General features: G+C 66.7%; 16 protein-coding genes. 7 read left to right on the top strand and 9 right to left on the bottom strand.

From position 1 onward, the window contains the following. Positions 1-86: 86 nt before the first annotated feature. Positions 87-1,181, bottom strand: coding sequence for an anhydro-N-acetylmuramic acid kinase (locus NED98_RS01260; protein WP_265311568.1), 1,095 nt, complete (start codon positions 1,179-1,181; stop codon positions 87-89). A gap of 10 nt (positions 1,182-1,191) precedes the next feature. Continuing rightward, positions 1,192-2,037: a protein phosphatase 2C domain-containing protein gene (locus NED98_RS01265; protein ID WP_265311569.1), complete on the bottom strand. Its 846-nt coding sequence runs from the start codon at positions 2,035-2,037 to the stop codon at positions 1,192-1,194. 104 nt (positions 2,038-2,141) lie between these two features. Here NED98_RS01265 and NED98_RS01270 point away from each other — a divergent pair, with 104 nt between their 5' ends. The 3 genes from NED98_RS01270 to NED98_RS01280 are packed head-to-tail and all read left to right on the top strand — an operon-like array spanning position 2,142 to position 5,394. Further along, a complete protein-coding gene (locus NED98_RS01270; protein ID WP_265311570.1) occupies positions 2,142-3,185 on the top strand; it encodes an SIS domain-containing protein in 1,044 nt (347 codons plus the stop codon). Next, positions 3,182-4,333 (top strand): N-acetylglucosamine-6-phosphate deacetylase, encoded by a 1,152-nt coding sequence (gene nagA, locus NED98_RS01275; protein WP_265311571.1) that lies wholly within the window; start codon positions 3,182-3,184, stop codon positions 4,331-4,333. Before NED98_RS01270 ends, nagA begins: the two co-directional genes overlap by 4 nt. After that, positions 4,330-5,394 (top strand): protein O-GlcNAcase, encoded by a 1,065-nt coding sequence (locus tag NED98_RS01280; RefSeq protein ID WP_265311572.1) that lies wholly within the window; start codon positions 4,330-4,332, stop codon positions 5,392-5,394. The genes nagA and NED98_RS01280 overlap by 4 nt, the downstream gene beginning before the upstream one ends. Here the strand turns inward: NED98_RS01280 and NED98_RS01285 are convergent. Next, positions 5,381-6,253, bottom strand: a complete 873-nt coding sequence (locus tag NED98_RS01285) for a glucosamine kinase nucleotide-binding domain-containing protein (protein ID WP_265311573.1) — start codon at positions 6,251-6,253, stop codon at positions 5,381-5,383. The genes NED98_RS01280 and NED98_RS01285 overlap by 14 nt on opposite strands. A 128-nt stretch (positions 6,254-6,381) precedes the next feature. Between NED98_RS01285 and dld the strand changes: the two genes are divergently transcribed. Then, the gene (gene dld, locus NED98_RS01290; protein ID WP_265311574.1) at positions 6,382-8,085 is read left to right on the top strand and encodes a D-lactate dehydrogenase; all 1,704 of its coding nucleotides are present in this window, start codon (positions 6,382-6,384) and stop codon (positions 8,083-8,085) included. Between the two features lie 401 nt (positions 8,086-8,486). Further along, positions 8,487-9,104 carry a TetR/AcrR family transcriptional regulator gene (locus NED98_RS01295; protein WP_265311575.1) on the top strand — a complete coding sequence of 206 codons (618 nt, stop codon included), beginning with the start codon at positions 8,487-8,489 and terminating at the stop codon, positions 9,102-9,104. 102 nt (positions 9,105-9,206) lie between these two features. On the opposite strand, the gene NED98_RS01300 is transcribed toward NED98_RS01295, so the two are convergent. The 3 genes from NED98_RS01300 to NED98_RS01310 are packed head-to-tail and all read right to left on the bottom strand — an operon-like array spanning position 9,207 to position 12,855. Continuing rightward, entirely contained in the window at positions 9,207-10,403 is a 1,197-nt protein-coding gene (locus NED98_RS01300; protein WP_265311576.1) for an aspartate aminotransferase family protein, read from the bottom strand. 14 nt (positions 10,404-10,417) lie between these two features. Continuing rightward, the gene (locus NED98_RS01305; RefSeq protein WP_265311577.1) at positions 10,418-11,833 is read right to left on the bottom strand and encodes an FAD-binding oxidoreductase; all 1,416 of its coding nucleotides are present in this window, start codon (positions 11,831-11,833) and stop codon (positions 10,418-10,420) included. After that, entirely contained in the window at positions 11,830-12,855 is a 1,026-nt protein-coding gene (locus NED98_RS01310) for a DUF1338 domain-containing protein (protein WP_265311578.1), read from the bottom strand. Before NED98_RS01310 ends, NED98_RS01305 begins: the two co-directional genes overlap by 4 nt. 87 nt (positions 12,856-12,942) lie before the next feature. On the opposite strand from NED98_RS01310, the gene gcvA reads away from it, so the two are divergent. Both gcvA and NED98_RS01320 read left to right on the top strand, forming a co-directional pair. Beyond that, a complete protein-coding gene (gene gcvA / locus NED98_RS01315) occupies positions 12,943-13,860 on the top strand; it encodes a transcriptional regulator GcvA (RefSeq protein ID WP_265311579.1) in 918 nt (305 codons plus the stop codon). 179 nt (positions 13,861-14,039) lie between these two features. Further along, positions 14,040-15,485: an amino acid permease gene (locus NED98_RS01320; RefSeq protein WP_265311580.1), complete on the top strand. Its 1,446-nt coding sequence runs from the start codon at positions 14,040-14,042 to the stop codon at positions 15,483-15,485. A gap of 62 nt (positions 15,486-15,547) precedes the next feature. On the opposite strand, the gene NED98_RS01325 is transcribed toward NED98_RS01320, so the two are convergent. From NED98_RS01325 to NED98_RS01335, 3 genes are all read right to left on the bottom strand, one after another. Further along, positions 15,548-16,117 carry a PEPxxWA-CTERM sorting domain-containing protein gene (locus NED98_RS01325; RefSeq protein WP_265311581.1) on the bottom strand — a complete coding sequence of 190 codons (570 nt, stop codon included), beginning with the start codon at positions 16,115-16,117 and terminating at the stop codon, positions 15,548-15,550. Positions 16,118-16,269: 152 nt separating this feature from the next. Beyond that, the gene (locus NED98_RS01330; protein ID WP_265311582.1) at positions 16,270-17,250 is read right to left on the bottom strand and encodes a 2-dehydropantoate 2-reductase; all 981 of its coding nucleotides are present in this window, start codon (positions 17,248-17,250) and stop codon (positions 16,270-16,272) included. 99 nt (positions 17,251-17,349) lie between these two features. After that, entirely contained in the window at positions 17,350-19,653 is a 2,304-nt protein-coding gene (locus NED98_RS01335; RefSeq protein ID WP_265311583.1) for a TonB-dependent receptor, read from the bottom strand. Positions 19,654-19,849 lie beyond the last annotated feature (196 nt).

Raw genomic sequence — 19,849 nt, forward strand, 5'->3', positions numbered from 1 at the left:
CCCGGACGCAGCCAAATACGTTTCTAATACCACTAGAACACAATGGTCATATATTTGTAAAGTACCCGCGTTACCCGCAATGCGGGTCATCCGGCGTTCTGCGGATGAAAAATCCGCCCGCCGGGGATCGGGTGCGGCACGCCGGTAGTCGCGGGAAAGGTCAGCGGCAACCCCCGAACGGACCGCGCGGCCAGATAAGCCATTGCCTCAGCTTCGATAAAATCGCCACGCAACCCGCAGTCATCGGCGGCGCGCCATGTGCCGACCCGCTTGCCGAGCAGCCGCATCAAGGTGGGATTATGGACCCCGCCGCCGCACACGATCCACTCGCCCGGCGCCGCCGGAAGCAGATCCGCCGCACAGCGAATCGCCTCGATCGCGAAGGCGGTGAGCGTCGCAGCAGCATCTTCGAGCGACAGCGATTCGACCGCGGCGAGCGTGAAATCATAGCGGTCGAGCGACTTTGGGCCGGACTGACGGAAGTAGGGCGCGCACAGATATTCATCGAGGATCGCTCGATCGACCTGCCCCGCTGCGCCAAGCCTGCCGTCCTCATCATATCGCCCGGCGCCGCGCGACTGGAGAAGCAGGTCGATCATCCCGTTGCCGGGGCCGGTATCGAAGGCGGCCATGCCCTCCCCCGCGCCGATCCACGACAGATTGGCCACCCCGCCGATATTGAGAAAGGCGATCGGGCGCGGCAGCGCGAGCCGGTCGGCGAGCGCGCGGTGATAGATCGGCACCAGCGGCGCGCCCTGCCCGCCCGCGGCGAGATCGGCCTGACGCATATCGGCGACCACCGGGACCCCGAGGGCGCTCGCCAGCGCGGCTGCGTCGCCGAGCTGGACCGTCAGCCGGCGCTCGGGACGATGCAGCACCGTCTGGCCGTGGAACCCGATCAGGTCGATCGCACCGCCGTCTTCGGCCAGCACCGCCCGCGCCGCGCGGACATGCGTGTCGAGGATCACCGCCTCGGCCGCGGCGAACGATGCGGGCCGCGCACCGATGCCGTCCCAGCGCAGCGCATCCTCGGTCGCGCGCACCACCGCCGCGCGCTCGGCCGCGCTGAAGCTCAGCAGCGTCGCCGGCCCGAACGCGTCGATCCGCTCGCCGTCGGTTTCGAGGATCGCCGCATCGACCCCGTCGAGCGAGGTGCCGCTCATATAACCCAGAACGCGCATTCGCGGCCTTTCAGATGTGGAGAGTGAGCAAGGTCGCGTCGTCATGGATTTTCACGCGGACATAATGCCGGCGCGATTCCGGCTCGCGCTCGATCGCGCGCAACCGCGCGAGCCACGCGTCCCATTGCGCCGCATCGTCGATCGCCAGCAGATCATGCGGCGTCGCCACCCCGAACAGGTCGACGAGCCGCAGGAACCCGTCGCTGACCAGCGCGAACCTTTGCCCCTTACGCGCGGGAAGCCGGCGCTGGCTGAGATGATCGGCGGCATCGGGCTCGATGCCGAGCACCCAATAGCCGTCCGCCCGGTTCATCAGCCGGCGGTTGGCCTGAAGCTGCGGGAGCAGCCGTTCGGTCAGCGCGGCCGGCGCGGGATCGGGGTCCGCCGCGAAGATCTGCGCGGCGAGATCGAGCGTGCGGCGCTCGATCGTTTCGTGCGAGCCGTCGCTGAACAGCTGCGCCTGCCCGGCTTCGTCGACATAAGCGACCGCGCAATCGGCGAGGCTGGTCAGCTCGACATGATCGCCGAAATCGCGCAACATCGCGAACGCCGCCGAGGGATGTTCATGCGGCCCCTCGGGCGCGCGGGTCGCCGCGGCGGCGAGCGCGTCGCGGCAGATCTCGATCGCGCGCCGCACCAGCACGGTGGTCGCGATCATCGGCTGCTCCGCCAGCAGCGCGCGAAACGCGGCATCGACTCGATGCGCCAGCCACGATGCATCGCTCGGCGCGTCGAGCAGCGCCGCGCCGATCCCGGTCGCGCCGTCGATCACCCAGGCGGCATTGCCGTGATGCCCGACGACATCCTCGTTAACGAAAGCCTGGCTGTCGGTCGCAGCGAGATTGATCTTGAGCATGGCGTGCTCCAATGGGTTCGGGGCCTGCCATGCCGCTCATCTACTGGTAATGCAACCACTATAATACCAGTTGCATCAAAATGCCATATTGGTATTCATCGTTCATGCACGCCCAAACCGGCCGGATGCTCATCGAAGCGCGCCAAACCCCCGATGTCTGCGAGGCCCAACTCGCACGCAATGCCACCCTCGTCCGCGAAGCTGGTCGCCGGCTGCGCGATCTCGCGCCGCGCTTTGCCGCGACGTTGGCACGCGGCAGCTCGGATCAGGCGGCGGGGTTCGCCAAGCACCTCCTCGAAATCCACGCCGGCATCCCGACGCTCAGCCACGCGCCGTCGGTGGGGTCGCTTTACCGCGCCTCGTCGCCGCACTTTCGCGGCATCCCGTTGATCGCGATCTCGCAATCGGGCCGCAGCCCCGATCTCATCGCCGCGAGCGAGGATGCGCAGCGGCAGGGTGCGATCGTGGTCGCTTTGGTCAACGACACCGCCTCGCCGCTCGCGGTACTCGCCGATATCACGATCCCGGTCCACGCCGGCACCGAGAGCAGCGTCGCCGCGACCAAGAGCTTCATCGCGACGCTCGTCGCGCTGACCCATCTCGTCGGCGAATGGAGCGGCGATGACGCGCTGCTCGGGGCGCTTTCCGGGATCGGACCGCGCTTGCGGGAGGCCGCGGCGCAGGATTGGTCCGCCGCGCTTCCCTATCTCGTCCCCGCCAGCGACCTGCTCGTCCTCGGGCGCGGACCGACGCTGCCGGTCGCGGGCGAAGCCGCGCTCAAGCTCAAGGAAACCGCCGGCCTTTATGCCGAGGCATTCAGCTCGGCCGAGGTGGCGCACGGGCCGATGACATTGGTCAAGGCGGGCGATCCGGTCCTTGCCTTCGGCCCGGGCGACGTTTCGGCGCATGGCCTGCGCGAGCGACTCGCCGATTTCGCCGCGCGCGGCGCCCCGGTGATCGCCGCCGGCCCGGCCGACGACATCGCCGCGGCGACGATCCAATTCCCCGCCCCCGCCGGCGAGCATCCGGTGATCGGTGCGATCGCCGCGATCCAGAGCTTCTACGGCCTCGCCAATGCAGTCGCGATCGCGCGCGGGCGTGACCCGGATCGCCCGCCGCATCTCGCGAAAGTGACCCGGACATTATGACCCGCATTGCGCTGACCGGCGCCGGCCTGGTGCTGCCGACCGAATTGATCGAGGAGCAGGCTTTGCTCATCGAAGGCGAGCGGATCGTCGGCTGGACCGGTGCCGCGGAGATTCCGTCGGATTATGCCGTCAGACGGCTCAACGGCGGTTGCCTCGTCCCCGGCTTCATCGATACCCAGGTCAATGGCGGCGGCGACGTGCTGCTCAACGATATGCCGAGCATCGAGGGCATGCGCACGATCGCGCGGGCGCACCGGCGCTTCGGCACCACCGGCATGTTGCCGACGTTGATCAGCGATCACCCGGAAGTGACCGACGCCGCGATCGGCGCGGCCGAGGCGGCGTTGGCGGCGGGGGCGCCCGGCGTACTCGGGCTGCATATCGAGGGCCCGCATCTCAACCCCGCGAAAAAGGGTATCCACGACGCCGGACGCTTCACCACGATCGACGAGAGCGTGCTCGCGCGGCTAACTCGGCCGACCCGCGGCATCCGGCTGGTGACGCTGGCGCCCGAGCTCGCCCCGCCCGGCACGATCCGGCGTCTACGCGAGGCGGGGGTGCTGGTCGCGGCGGGGCACAGCCTTGCGAACCACGCGCAGACCCGCGCCGCGCTCGCCGAGGGATTGTCTGGCTTCACCCATTTGTTCAACGCGATGACCCAGCTCGGCAGCCGCGAGCCAGGAATGGTCGGCGCCGCGCTCACCGATCGCGCCAGCCATTTCGGGCTGATCGTCGACGGTTTCCATGTCCATCCGGCGACGCTGAAGGTGGCGATCGCAGCGCGCGGCATCGCCGGCGCGATGCTGGTCACCGACGCCATGTCCCCGGTCGGCGGCAGCGCCACCTCCTTCACGCTGATGGGGCAACGCGTCGAAATGGTCGACGGCATGTGCCGCGGGCCGGATGGCACGCTCGCCGGATCGGCGCTCACGATGGCCGAGGCGTTCCGCAACGCGATCGACATGCTGGGATGCTCGATCGTCGAGGCGTCGCAAATGGCGAGCGGCAACCCCGCGCGATTCCTCGGCCTCGCCGGGGAGACCGGCGCGATCGCGGCCGGCCTGCGCGCCGATCTCGTCCATCTTGACCGCCAGCGCCGCGTCACGCGAACCTGGATCGCGGGCGCACTCGAGGAGTTGGGTGAATGACGGTCGAACTGGGGGTGATCGAGGGGCGTTTCGGCACGCCCTGGTCGTGGGAGGAGCGCAGCGAGGTAATGCGCACCCTCGCCGGCGCCGGCTATCGTTTCTATCATTATGGCCCCAAGGGCGATGCTCATCTGCGCCGCATATGGCGCGAGCCGCATCCGCCGGCACAGACCGCCGCGCTCGCCGCCTTCGCCGGCGATTGCCGGGACGCGGGCGTGCGTTTCGGCATCGCGCTTACCCCGATGGGGGCGACGCATCCTTTCGACGATGCCGCGCGCGGCCAATTGATCGAGCGGCTCGCCGCCTTCGACGCGATCGGCATCGACGATCTCGCGATCCTGTTCGACGATCTGCGCGGCGATCTTCCCGATCTCGCACGCCAGCAGGCCGAACTGGTCGATTTCTGCAGCCAGCACACGCGCGCGACCCGGCTCTATTTCTGCCCGAGCTATTATTCCTATGACCCGGTGCTCGATCGGGTATTCGGCCGGCGGCCAGAGGGCTATCTCGCCGAGCTCGGGCGGCTGCTCGATCCGGAGGTGCGGATCTACTGGACCGGCGAGGAAGTCTTCTCGCCCGAGATCGGCGTCGGGCACCTTCGCGAAGTCGAGGCGGAACTGGGCCGCAAAGTGTGCCTGTGGGATAATTACCCGGTCAACGACGGATCGCGCATGTCGCGTTTCCTGCATCTGCGCGGCTTCACCGGGCGTCCGTCGGCGATCGCCGGGCATCTCACCGGCCATGCGATCAACCCCGCGATCCAGCCGCGATTGTCCTGCATCCCCGCGCTGACGCTCGCGGCCAATTATGCGCAAGGGGACGGGTACAGTTACGGCCGGGCCTTCGATACCGCAGCACGCGCGCTGCTCGGCGACGAGCTGGCGGCAATGGTGCGCGACGATCTGCTCGCGCTGCAGGATACCGGCTGGGAGCGGCTCGGCGCGCGCCGCGAGGTACTGCGCGCGCGTTATGCCGATATCGATCAGCCCGCTGCGCGCGAGATCGTCGACTGGCTCGACGGCCGGCACATCATGACCGACGACGAGGTCAAGACGCAGTGACCGGATGATGCCCCGCCAGCCGCAACGCGCCGTCGAGCGGATCGCCCATCGCGCTGCTGAGGCGCGCCACGGTCCGCGCGCGCAGCCACGGCATCATCCGCGGCGCGAGCCCCCCGACCAATACGCAACGCGGCGCGCCGCGCTCGAAGATCGTCTCGATGAAGCGTTCGATATGCAATGCGGCATCCTCGACGATCGACCGCGCGATCGCATCGTCGGCCTCGGCATAATCCATCACCAGCGGTGCGAGGCTGCCGTAATCGCGCGGCGTCGCCTCATCCATCCAGGCGATCGCCTTGGCGGTATCGTGATCGAAACGCTCGGTCACCGCGCTGCTGAGCGGGGTACGGCGAGTGCGCCCGTCGAGCGCGCGCAAGGCGTGGCGCATCGCGCTCAGCCCCAGCGCCGCGCCGCTGCCCTCGTCCGAAATCGGAAAGCCATAGCCGCCGATCGTGAAGCAATCGTCCGCCAGCCGGATATGCGCGATGCTCCCCGTGCCGATGATCAGGATCGCGCCCTCGCCGCCGGCATTGGCGCCGAGGTTGGCGATATAGGCATCGGTCTCATAAGCGACGGATGCGAAGGGAAAGGCGAAATCCCCGAGATGCTCTTTGACCCCCGGGCGCGAGATGCCCGCGATCCCCATGCCCGCACGGATCCGCCGCACATCGTCAGCGCCGAGCCCCGCTTCGCGGATCGCCTGATCGGTCACCTCGACCAGGGTGGCATAGAGATTGTCCATGCCGATCCGGGCATTGGCGGGCCCGGTCGCCCCGGTGCCGATCACGGTTCCGTCAGATTTGATCAACCGCGACCGGCAATTGCTGCCGCCAGCGTCTACGCCGAGATAAAAGGTCATGAGAACCCATATATGGGGAAAGAATCGCGGCGGTTAAGCACCATCGCCACACCCGCGACAACCGCTGAATCGCCTTTCGGCCATTTCTCCTCCTATCGACCGCCAGTGCGCCAGAACGGACCTCGATCATGACCGCCCCCGCCGCCTTGCTCGACCGCCTTCGCGATATCGTCGGGCGACGCAAGGTGCTCACCGCACCGCGCGCCACCGCACGCTTTCGCGAGGGATATCGTACCGGATCGGGCGCGGCGCTGGCGGTCGTCCTGCCGGGGACGCTGGTCGAATTGTGGCGCGTCGCCCAGGCCTGCGTCGCGGCCGATGTCAGCATCATCATGCAGGCATCGAACACCGGGCTGACCGGCGGCTCGACCCCGTCGGGCGACGATTATCCGGGCGGCGTGGTGATCATCAGCACCGTCCGCCTCAAGGGCATCCATCTGGTCCGCGACGCCGAACAGGTCGTATGCCTCGCCGGCGCGACGCTCAACGAACTCGAACGCGCGCTGCTGCCGCTCGGGCGCGAGCCGCATTCGGTGATCGGTTCCTCCTGCCTCGGCGCATCGGTGGTCGGCGGGGTCTGCAACAATTCGGGCGGGTCGCTGATCCAGCGCGGGCCGGCGTTCACCCAGCTCGCCCTGTTCGGGATGATCGGCGACGACGGCAGCCTCAGCCTCGTCAATCACCTCGGCATCGATCTGGGGAACGAGCCGGAGGCGATGCTCCACCGGCTCGACACCGGCGCTTTCGGCGCGGCCGAGGTCGACGGCTGCAGCGATCGCTGGGCGCACGATCGATCCTATGTCAGCCATGTCCGCAAGATCGACAGCGACCGGCCGGCGCGGTTCAACGCCGACAGCCGCTGCCTGTTCGAAGCCGCCGGAAGCGCGGGCAAGCTGATCGTCTTCGCGGTGCGGCTCGATACCTTTCCCAAGGAGGAAGGGAGCGTCACTTTCTATCTCGGGACCAACGATCCCGCCAAGCTCACCACGCTGCGGCGGACGATTCTCGGCACGTTCGAGCATCTGCCGATCGCGGGCGAATATATGCATCGTGCGGTGTTCGACATCGCCGACCGCTACGGGAAGGATATGTTCGCGGCGATCAAGCGGATCGGCACCGCGCGGCTGCCGCATCTGTTCGCGGCCAAGGCGCGATTCGATTCATGGGCGCGGCGGCTGGGCCCGGCCGGGGCGCATCTCAGCGATCGGCTGATGCAGCGCATCGGGCGTGTGCTGCCCGATCATCTCCCACGGCGGATGCGCGACTATCGCGATCGCTTCGAGCACCATCTGATCCTCAAGGTGCCGGGGTCGGCCGCTGCCGCGACGCGCGCCTTGCTGGCGTCGCAGTTCGACGACGCCGCGAGCGGCTTTTTCGAATGTACCGCGCAGGAAGCTGCGGACGCCTTTCTCCACCGTTTCGTCGCGGCAGGGGCAGCGGTGCGTTACCGCGCGGTCCATGCGGGAGAGGTCGAGGATATCGTCGCGCTCGATATCGCCTTGCCGCGCAACGCCCGACAATGGGTGGAGGAACTGCCCGACGACATCGCCGGCGATATCCTCCACCGCCTCTATTACGGGCATTTCTTCTGCCACGTCTTCCACCAGGATTATATCGTGCGGAAGGGCGTCGATCCGCTGGCGCTGGAGCATCGCATGCTCGAGATCCTCGATGCCCGCGGCGCCGAATATCCCGCCGAGCACAATGTCGGCCATCTCTACCACGCCAAGCCAGTCCTCGCGGATTTCTATCGCAGCCTCGATCCGACCAATCGGTTCAACCCTGGCATCGGGCACATGCCACGCAATCGTCATTGGAAGCAGATAACGTAGGCGCTCCAGGTATTTTCGTCCTGTTTTGGGACAGCTTTAGTGGAATCCGACATGATTTGGCGTCATCGCGTCTTATCGGCGCGCGTCGTGGGTCATAGAGGAGAAGTGGCCGAATCGGTCCTGTGGCCGAACGGCCGGGGTCGATCCGGCCCCGTGTGAGGAGACCAGAGTATGAGGTCGATCAAGTATGTATCCCGGGCTGTAGCCGACACCGCTAGCCGCCACGCTCGTCGGCAAAGGTAGAAGCACGGCGAGACGCGGCCCCGGCCGTGCCGTCTGATCTCCCGATTTCAGCATGCGCGCGGCAGCGCCCTCATACGGGACAAACCTCGCCTTGGGCGAACGACCGGCCCTGTCGGGCCAAACGGCGATCAGGTTGATCGACCGCAAGGAATTGAAGCATGACCATGCGTTCGTCGGCGCCTGCGAAACGGCGCAAGCGACCCGGCCCCGAAGTGCGCGAAGAGGCGCTGACCGTCGCACGCCGGCTGTTACTCGAACGGGGGCCGCACGCGGTGACGCTCGCCAATGTTGGCGACGAACTGGGCATGACCCACGCCAATATCCTTTATCATTTCGGATCGGCGGCGGGCCTGCAGATGGCGCTGATGGAATCGATGATCAAGGATCTCACCGTCGCGCTCGATCATGTGGTGGAATCGGTCCGAACCGACGCGCGCGCGCCGCGCACGATCGTCGACCGCGTCTTCGATGCCTTTGCCAAGGGCGGGGCGGGTCCGCTCGCCGCATGGATCATCCTGTCGGGCAATGTCGAACATCTCGAACCGGTGCGCGATGCGGTACGCTCGCTGGTCGAGGTGATCGTCGCCCAGACCAGCGATCCTGAAGCCGACGGCCGGGTTCGCAATATCGTGTTGCTGATGGCGGTGACGGCATTCGGCGATGCGGTGATCGGGCCTCATATCCGCGATATGCTCGGCGAAAACGACGGCGCGATGCGCGATCTGACGACGCGCATCCTGCCCTATTTCCTGTTGCACGCCCCCGCCGTGCCCTGACCGGGGCGCGCCGGCGATCAGGCGCTCACTGCCGAGCCGGGGCACCGGCGGGGTCGATCAACGCATCGAGGTCCGCCGGCCCCGCGGGCCGGACGACGAGCATCAGGCCGCCTTGGGCTGCGTCGCGCGCACGGCCGCGCAGGTCGCCTCGAACCGGCGCAGCGCCTCCGCCGCATCGTCCTGTGTCATGTTGAGCGGCGGCAGAAGCCGCACGCAATTGTCCCCGCCGCCGGCGACGAGCAGCCGCTGATCGCGCGCCGCGGCCATGAAATCGCGATTGTTGGTGACCAGCTTGACCCCGATCAGCAATCCCTTGCCGCGGACATCGACGATGACATCGCCATAACGCCCGGCGATATCACGCAACCCGCGCGACAAATCCTCCGCCAGCGCCGCGGCATGCGCGAGCGTATCAGGGCGCGCGATTTCGTCGAACGCCGCGATCGCCACCGCCATCGCGAGCGGGTTGCCGCCGAAGGTCGAGCCGTGCGCGCCGAAGATCATCCCCTTCGCCGCCTCCGCCGTGGCGAGGCATGCGCCGACCGGAAAGCCGCCGCCGAGCGCCTTGGCGACCGCCATGATATCGGGCTCGGTGCCGGGGAACCATTGGTGCGCGAAAAGCTTGCCGGTGCGCCCCATGCCGGATTGCACCTCGTCATAGATCAGCAGCACCCCCGCCTCGGTGCAGCGGCGACGCACTTCCGCCAGCCACTCGCCGCTCAACGCGCGCGCACCGCCCTCGCCCTGCACCGGCTCGACGATCAGCGCCGCGGTGGTTGGCCGCGCGATCGCCGCGGCGATCGCATCCATGTCATCGAGGCCGAGCTGGACATAGCCCGGCAGCCGCGGGCCGAAGCCCTCGATATAGGCCGCATTGCCCGAGGCATTGACCGCGGCATAGGTGCGGCCGTGGAATGACCCGGCGAAACCGATCACGTCGATCCGCTCGGGCTGGCCGTTGGCGGCGTGAAACTTGCGCGCGGTCTTGAGCGCGCATTCGATCGCCTCGGACCCCGAATTGCCGAAGAACACCACGTCGGCAAAGCTGTTTGCGGTCAGCCGCTGCGCCAGTTCCTCCTGCCCCGGGATGCGGAAGATATTGGAGAGGTGCCAGATCTTGCCGGCCTGTTCGGTCAGCGCCGCGATCAGTATGGGATTGGCGTGGCCCAGCCCGTTGGTCGCGATCCCGGCGACGCAATCGAGATAGGCATCGCCGTCCGCGGTATAGAGCCAGGCGCCCTCGCCGCGCTCGAACACCACGGGTGCGCGGTTGTACACCGCCATGATCTTGTCGGACACGAGAGACTTCCTTTCTAGATGCTGGTTGATCCGAAATCGACGCGGCCCAACCCCTGCGGCGCGAGCAGCCGCTGGATTTGCCCCGAAACACGCCGCACGCCTTCAGGGACGAACCGCGCATAATGTTTGATGTTGCGCGGGCCGATGCCGTGTTCCGCGCTGAAACTGCCGCCGAATTCCTCGACCACCGTGGCGAAGACATAGTCGCGCACCGCCTCGCCGACGGCGGGATCGAGCGCGCCGGCGGTGCCCGGCCAGACGAGATTGAAGTGCAGCCCGCCGTCGCCGATATGCCCGAAATCGCACACCGCCAGCCCCGGCCAGCGCGCCGCGACACCGGCCGCCACCTCATCGCGAAACCGCATCACATCGCCGCGGCGGAGCGCGATGTCGCAGGCGATGACTTGCCCGGATGCGCGCAGCCCTTCGGGGATCGCGTGGCGGATCGCCCAGAGCGCGTCGCGGCGATCGACCGCGACATCGATGATCGCCGACCCGGCATCGTCGATCAGCCCGGCCAGCGCCTCGCCCAGCGCGTGTTCGAGCGCATCCTCGCCGAGCACCGGCCCGCTCGAAAGCTCGATCAGCACGGCATAAGGCGGGATCGGCCCGGGAAACGGATTGCGCAGCCGCGGGACATGCGCGAAGGCCGCGGCGAGCGCATTGGCGGACATGCCCTCGAACGCGGTGATCAACGTACCGAAATGCGCTTCGAGCAGCGCGGCGAGCCCGGTCGCGGCATCGGCGCGACGCAATGCGACCAGCGCGGTGACCTGCGCCGCCGGGCGCGGCTGAAGCGCCAGCGTCGCGCGGGTGACCACCCCGAACGCGCCGGAGGTGCCGGCGACGAGTTGCTTGAGATCGACGCCGACATTGTTCTTCCACAGCGCGCCGCCGAGTTCGAGCACGGTTCCCGCCCCGTCGGCGAGGACGATTTCGAGCCCGAGCAGATTGCGCCGCACATCGCCGTAGCGCAGGAAACGCGCGCCGCCGGTGTTGGCGGCGATCATCCCGCCGACCGACGGATCCGCGCCGAGATCGATCGGGAAGAACAAGCCGTCTTCGTGCGCGGCGGCGTTGATCGTCGAGAGCAACGCGCCACCCTCCGCGGTGACGCTGCGGTTGGCGGCGTCGATCTCGATCACCCGCGATAGCCGTTCGAGGCTGAGGACCAGCATCTCGCCGCGATCGTCGGCGAGCCCGGCGCCGACCAGCCCGGTGCGCGCGCCCTGCGCGATCACCGCCACGCCATGCTGCGCCGCAAGCCGCAGGATCGCCGAAACGCCGCTCGTCGTCGCTGGGCGCACTACCGCCAGCGCGCGGCCGGCGTGCTGCCGCCCGTCGGTCTCATAGCGTTCGAGATCGCTGCGTCCGACGAGGACATTGTCCGCGCCGATCGCGTCGCCGAGCGCGGCCAGCAGATCGTTCATGCCGCCTTGGTCATCGCGAAGATGCCCTGCGCATTGCCGCTGTCGAAGGTCAGATCGAGCGCGCCCGTCGCCGGATCGATATCGCGGGTGATGAATTCGTAGAACGAGCCCGGCACCAGCCGCGTGACGACGCCGCCCGCGGTATCGATGAAACGCCGCGCGACGGGATCGGCGCGAAACGCGGTCTGGCGCACCCGGCCGTTGGTCGATACCTCGACCGCATCCTTCATCGGCCGCCCGAGCGCGCGCTGCGCCGCGGCGAGCGCTTCGACATCGGCGACGCGATCGGTGGCGTGATTGAAGGCATTGCCCTCGGTCGCGATCCACGCCGCCTCGGCCGAATGCGCGAGCAACAGCTCGTAATCGGTCACCCGCGGCGCATTGTGATGACAGGCAAAGGCGCGGACGATCTCGGGAAGCGCGGCCGCCGCGACATCGAACGCGACGCAGCCGGTCGCGGCGAATCCGGCCAGCGCGCGATGCGCCGCATCGCCGAGCGGATCGCGCGACTTGCCGAACACCCGCCGCGCCGCTTTCTCGAATAATGGGCCGAAGCGTTCGACATGCAATTCGCTGACGAAGAATTGCGCGATGCTTTCGGGGGCGTCGTCGTGACGATAGGCGCGACCGGTCATGCCGATGCGCGGCAGCGGATAGACGCCCGCAACGCTATAGCCAAGCGGCTTCAGGATACGCGCGAAGGCATCCTCGCCGGCGGGAAGATCGCCGGTCGGCCCCTCGGCAAAGCGGATCGTGCGCAACGCGCCGTGATCGAACATGATCCTGCCGCCAGCCGCGACCACATCGCCGACATAGGCCGCACCCGAGGGCACACGCGCGAGCAGACCGTGGAACAACACCAGGTTGAGCGCCGCCGCGAAACTCTTGCGCGTGACCGATCCGGTGTCAGGGCTGTCGAGCGCGGGATCGAGATCGAGCTTGGCGATCGCGGCGTGCGCGCCCTCGACGCCCAGCACCCCGGCGGCGAGCTTCAGCATCACGCTCTCATTCGAACTTGTCATTTACGCCTCCGGTCTTAAGGATTTCACTTCCTCGATTTCAGTCGTTCGGCAAAACGACAAAGGCGCATGTTCATATGAGCAAACGGAATGAATGACGCCGCGCGCCGCTTGTTGCCGCCGATGGCCGCGTTGCATTGCTTTGCCGCCGCCGCGCGGCACGGCAATTTCTCTGCCGCGGGCAAGGAAGTGGGGCTGACGCAAAGCGCGGTCAGCCGGCGGATCGCGCATCTCGAAAGCTGGCTGCAGATGACGCTGTTCGAGCGGCGCGGCCGGCGCGTCGTGCTGAGCGCCGAGGGCAGCGATTATGCCGAAGCGATCACCCCTGCGCTCGAACGCATCCGCCGCGCGACGGCGCGCGCGCTCGAACGGCGGCCCGAGCAGGAATTGTCGATCTCGACACTGCCGAGCTTCGGAATGCGCTGGCTGGCGCCGCGGCTTCCCGGGCTGACCGAGCGGCATCCCGATCTGATCGTCAATTTCCTCGCGCGGTCCGACGAATTCGATTTCGCCGACGAAAACTTCGATGCCGCGATCCATTTCGGCCTGCCCGATTGGCCGCATGTCGAGCATGACCTGTTGTTCCGCGAGGCGGCGATTCCGATCGCCTCGCCGCGCCTGCTCGCCGATCATGCGGTGAAGACCCCCGCCGACCTCGCGCGGCTGCCGCTGCTCGTGCAATCATCGCGGCGCAACGCCTGGTCGCAATGGTTCGCCCAGGCCGGCGTCGCGGTCCCCGCGCCGGCGATCGGGCCGAGCTTCGAGCATTTCCTGATGCTCGCGCAGGCGGCGGCGGCCGGCGCCGGGGTGGCGCTGATCCCGAGCTTCCTGATCGAGCCCGAGCTTCGGTCGGGGGCGTTGGTATGCCCGTTCGATCTGCCGATCTCGGGCGAACAGGCTTATTATCTGGTCTATCCGCCCGATCGGCTCGCCAATCCGATGTTCCGCCATTTCCGCGACTGGATCGTCCGGGAAGCGTGCGGCGACAGGCAGGAGCCGGTTGCCTAGGGTATCGCGCACGAAATGTGATCCACCCCGGCACAAGGCCACGTTTTCGCACGCCCCTCCCAGCCTTCCGCGCTTGCATGTTATAATTATAACATATAATGGCGACTGCTGACTAATATAACAGCGCGGCAGCGCTGCAGGAGGGGCTTCTTGAGCATCATTTCGCAACGGCGCCGCGCATGAAGCCGCTGGCACGCCAGACGATCGCCGCGCTGCAAGGGAACCGCCAGCAGAACGGCGAACTGACGCGCAACATCGGGTTGTTCGCGCTGATCTGCTTCGGGGTGGGGAGCACCGTGGGCGCGGGGATCTTCGTGCTGACCGGCACGGTCGCCGCACAACATGCCGGGCCGGCGGTGGCTTTGTCCTTCCTGATCGCGAGCGCGGTCTGCCTGCTCGCCGGGCTATGCTATGCCGAGCTGGCGGCGATGATGCCGGTCGCGGGCAGCGCTTATTCCTATAGCCACGCCTCGATGGGCGAAGCCGCGGCGTGGATGGTCGGCTGGTGCCTGCTGCTCGAATATCTCTTCGCCGGGGCGATCGTCGCGATCGGCTGGTCGGCCTATCTCCAGTCGGTGCTGCACGATATCGGCATCGACTTTCCGGCGCTGTTCGCGAAGGCGCCGTTCGAATTGTCGGGCGATCGACAGCTCGCCGCGACGGGATCGCTGATCGATCTGCCGGCGGTGCTGCTCACGCTCTTCTGCACCCTGCTCTTGCTGCGCGGCACCGAATTTTCAGCGCGGGTCAACAATTGGATCGTCGTCGCCAAGGTCGCGGCGATGCTGCTGGTCGTCGCGACCGGATTCGCCTTCGTCGATTATGCCAATTGGACGCCGTTCGTCCCGCCCAATGCTGGGACGTTCGGTCGATTCGGCTGGTCCGGCGTGCTGCAGGGCGCGGGGGTGCTGTTCTTCGCTTATGTCGGGTTCGACGCGGTCTCGACGCTGGCGCAGGAAGTGCGCGATCCGCAACGCACCGTCCCGCGCGCGTTGCTCGCCTCGGTGGGCGTGACGACCTTGCTCTATGCTTTGGTCGGGCTGGTGATCACCGGGCTGGTCAGCTACCGGCTGCTCAACGTCGCCGATCCGGTCTATATCGCGCTCAGCAGCGGCGGGCCGGCGCTGGCGTGGACCAAGGTGATCATCGGTTTCGTCGCGATCGCCGGGCTGATCTCGGTGCTGCTCGTCACCTTGCTCGGGCAGGTGCGGATTTTCTACGCGATGGGGCGCGACGGGCTGTTGCCGTCCGCCTTCACGCGGGTGCGCACGGGGTCGCACGTCCCGCATGTCGGCACCGTGGTGACGGGGGTGATCGCCGCGATCGCCGCGGGGCTGTTGCCGCTCAGCCTGCTCGGCGAGCTGATCTCGATGGGCACCCTGTTCGCCTTCGTGACGGTCGCGGTCAGCGTGGTGATCCTGCGACGGCGCGAGCCGGACGCGCATCGCCCGTTTCTGGTGCCGCTCTATCCATGGACGCCGCTGCTCAGCATCGCGGCATGCCTCTATCTGATGTGGAGCCTCCCGCAGGATACATGGCTGCGGCTGGCGCTATGGCTCGTCGCCGGCGGCGCGGTCTATTGCCTCTATGGGCTGCGCCGGCGGCGCAAGGCGCGCGGATCGTGACGCAAAAAAAGGCCGCGCCGCCGCGCTGGATCCAGCGTGGCGGCGCGGCCGATCTTTGGGGATCAGGCGAAGCTGACCTTCGCGCGGCGGTGACGCATCGTCGCGCCGACCAGGCCGAAGCCCATGATCATCAGCGCCCAGGTCGCCGGCTCAGGCACGCCGCCCGGATTGAAGGGGGTGGTCGAGAACAGCACGGCGTTCGAGGTGCCGCCCGGATTCTTGCCGAGGATCTCGATCACGCTCGCCGGGTTGGTGAGGTCGAGCTTGTAGATCGCGCTCTGGCCGCCGCCCTGGCCGCCCCAGTGGATGCCGATGAAGGTCTCGCCGAACAGCTCGGGCGCGCCGCCGAACGACAGCGTCGTCGCGCCGCCGAGGTTGGAGAGCTTGAGCCCGGCGTTCGAATAGAGTGCGCCGAAATCAATCCCGCTCGCGTCGAAGCCAAGGCCGGAAAGCATCGACTTTACCGTATTGGTGTTGCCGCCGCCGTTGCTGAAGATGTTGCCCGCGACATAGCCGGAGCAGGACGAAGCGCCGCTGACGTCGGAGGTCAGGCAGGTCGCCGCCTCGGCCGAGGTGGCGAGCGCGCCAAGGGTAACCCCTGCCGCGAGGAGCGCGAACTTGAACGATTTCATAATCTGGTTTCCTCACTCAACAAACCGGATCGACCAGAGCGAGCCGGCACACAAAACGACCTGATGGTGAGGCGCCCCGTAAACTTTTGTCACCTGCGGTAACAATCTGTTAATTCTTACACTATGGACGGCTGTCCCATAACGGGACGTTTTCAGGCCGGATAGAGCCCGCGCTCTTTCCCGAACAACCGGGTCAGCCCGGTCAGCGCATCGAGCGCCGGCGTCTCGACGCCCAGCTTCGCGGCGATCTCGCGCGGGGCGGACAATAATTGGTCGATCTCGATCGGCCGCCCCGCCTCGACATCCTGCAGCATCGAGGTCTTGAACCCGCCGAGCTGCCGCGTCACCGCCATGCGATCCACCCCGCGCTCGGCGATCGCGCAGCCGATACGCGCGCCGATCGCCTGCGCTTCGGCCATCACCCGCAGCGTGAAGCCGGCGACCAGCGGATCGTCGAGCATCCGATCGGTGGTCGCGCCGGTGATCGCCGAGATCGGGTTCATCGTCATATTGCCCCACAATTTGTACCAGATCTCATAGCGGATGCGCTCGCTGCGCTCCGCCACGAAGCCCGCGTCGGCGAACACAGCGCACAATCGATCGAGCCGCGCGCTGCCCCCACCCGCCGGTTCGCCGAGGATCAGCCGATTGCCTGCCTTGTGTGCGATATGGCCGGGGCCGATCGCGGCGGCGGAGGCGTGGACGACGCTGCCGATCACCCGATCATAGCCAAGCGCGGCGGCGATCGCGCCGTCGGCATCGATCGACGCCAGCGCGGTGGCGGGCAATTCGCCGTCACCGCCGAGCAGGAACCACCAGGGAACGCCGTTCATCGCCGGCAGGACCAGCGTCCCCGGCGCGATCATCGGCGCGAGGCGCGGCGCGACGGCCGCCAGCGCAGGGCCCTTGAGCGCGATCACGATCACGTCCTGCGCGCCGAGCGCCGCCGGATCGTCCGACGCCGCCACCTGCGCCGTCAGCGTTTCGTCAGCGATGTCGAGCCGCCAGCCGAGCGCGCGGATCGCCGCGAGCGTCTCGCCGCGCGCCAGCACGCTGATGTCGTGGCCACGCTGCGCCAGTCGCACCCCGATCCACCCGCCGATCGCCCCGGCCCCGATTATGCCAACCCGCATCTATGCCTTTGCCTATGCGTTTTTATGCCTTCTCCCAATCTGGATGAGGATGCCGCGCGGGTCGAGCCTCTCTTTCCCGAAGCAGCGATGCGATCGCCTTCAGAAGTGCTTGCCGATCCCGACGCCGATCGTGCGCGGCCGGTTCGCCGTGTAGAAAACATCCGGACCGGAGAAGTTCGAGTGCGCGTCGATAAAGTCGCGATAGGTCTTGAAGCGCGTGTTGAAGAGATTGTCGACGAAGACCCGCGCGTTCCAGCCGCCGCCCTCGATGCGTAGCGACACATTGGTCAGCCAATAGGAATCGAGCGGCAGATATTGCGGGTTGAGGCTGGCCTTGGCGAACTGGCCGCTGGTGCGATCGAGCACCGGCTTATACGGCCCGAAATCGGCATAAGCATTGCTGCTATAGGTCGACAGCCAGTTCGCGCCGATCTTGATCCCCTGCCCGATCTCCGTGGCATAATCCGCCATCAGCGACAGCGAGTGGCGCGGCACCAGCGGCATATGCTCGCCGTCGAAGCCGATATGATCGATGGTCTGCGTCAGCTTTGCGTCGGTGTAGCTGTAGCCGATGTTGAGCGAGACGCCGCGCAGCCCGACGTCGCGCGCCTGCGCCTCGATCTCCAGCCCCTGCGACACCGCCTTGCCGGCATTGCCCAGATAACTGAAGCCGAGCGGGGTGCGGACGGTCGTCTGGATATCGGACCAGTTGATCCGGAACAGATCGGAACTGACATAGACCCGGTTGTTCAGCAGCGAGAACTTCCCGCCGATCTCGTAACTGACGATATTGTCCGAGCGAAACTGCCGCCCCGCCGGCGGAATACCTGTATTGGGCGTAGTGAGGTTGAAGCCGCCGGGCCGGAAACCCTGCGCGACGGTTGCGTAGATCAGCCCGGCCTTGCCGAACTTGTAGGAGGTGTTGAACCGCCAGACCGTTCCGGTCTCCTTATAATGGCCGTTGGATATGTCGCCGGGCAGCGGCGTGGCGCGCGCAAATCCGTTCGCGTCGCGCGCATCGATCCCCAGCCACTGATCGATCGAGTAGAAATTGCCGGTGCCGCGATCGTCGAACCAGCGGCCGCCGACCGACGCCTGCCACGCCGCTGTGAGATTGTATTTGAGCTCGCCGAAAAACGCGACCTGACTGGTCAGCTTCTTGTCGCGATACGTATATTCCTTGTCGTCGGCCAGTCTTGCGCCGAGGATATTCTGTTCGAAAGCCGCCTGCCCCGGGAACGGGATCGGCACCGATTCCTGATAGTTTTCGACCGACTTGGTATTGTTATAATATCCGCCGACGATCCAGTTGAACGGCCCGTCCGATTTCGAAACCAGCCGCACCTCCTGCGTGAAGGCATGCGATCGCGCGTGGCGCGTCGCGAATACGGTGAATTCGGGGATATCCTCGGGGCTGAGGAAGCTTCCGTAGATCGAATCGCGAATATAGAAAGTGTTGTCGAAGCTGCCGTCCCAATGTTCGTTGCTATAGGAGGAGCTTGAAGTCAGCGACGCCCAGCCGAAATCGTAGCTGATTGTCATATTGGCGAGCTGTGCGGTATAATCGGCGTGGCCCGGATAGGTGAAATCGACCGTATCGGGCCGCTGGCTTTCGCGCACCGAATTGCCGTCTCCGTAATGCGCCGCCTGCCGATTGTAGGTCAGCGCGATTTCGAGATTCGGCGCCGGCTTGATCAGCACCGCGATCCGCGCGGAGGTCGTGCGGTCGCGATTGACGTCTTTTCTGCCGAGCCTGACATTGTCGATAAAGCCGGCATTGTCGAACTGACCGATATTGGCGCGAACCGCGATCCAGTCGTTGACCGGCACGTTGATCATCCCGGTGACGTTGTAATTGGTCCCGCCGTGATCGGTGCCCGAAACCTCCCCGGTCACCCGCCCCTCGACCAGTTTCGTATCGGGCTTCTTCGAGATGTAGCGGATCGTCCCGCCGATCGCGCCCCCACCGAACAAGGTGCCCTGCGGCCCGCGCAGCACCTCGACCCGGTCGATGTCGACCAGCTTCAGATCGAGCGGTCCCGAATGATAGGGCAGGTCCATCGGCACTTCGTCGACATAGACCGTCGTCGTCGGCGCAAGCCCCGCCTCGCTGCCGGTGCGCAGCCCGCGCAGCACCAATGTCGCGCCGCCGAGCGGGCCGCGGTCCGCGATCGACAGGCCGGGGATGGTGCGCGCGATATCCGCGATGTTGAGCGCGCCGGTCTTGGTCAGCGCATCGCCGGTGATCGCCTGGATGTTGAACGGCACGTCGCGGACCGTTTCGTCACGCCGCGTCGCGGTAACGAGGATCTCGTCGTTGGTCGCCGCGCCCGGTTGCGCGGCGGATTGCGCCGCGGCGGGCGCCGCAAGCCCCAGGCATGACGCGAACGAGCCGAGGCTCATCATTACGATTCGGATTTCGCTGCACCGGCGTCCCAACACCATTCCCCTCCTGTAGTGCTGCGCCGATCTCGCACGAAAAGTGTCGTAATCGGCTATACGACACTTTTATGTCATTGGCGGGAGAGTGTCAATTATGCATCATCCGGCCCCGCAGGACAGAAAATGGTCGACCGCCGTTAGCTTTGTGCGCATTTCC

Source organism: Sphingomonas lycopersici (assembly GCF_026130605.1).
GTDB lineage: Bacteria > Pseudomonadota > Alphaproteobacteria > Sphingomonadales > Sphingomonadaceae > Sphingomonas > Sphingomonas lycopersici.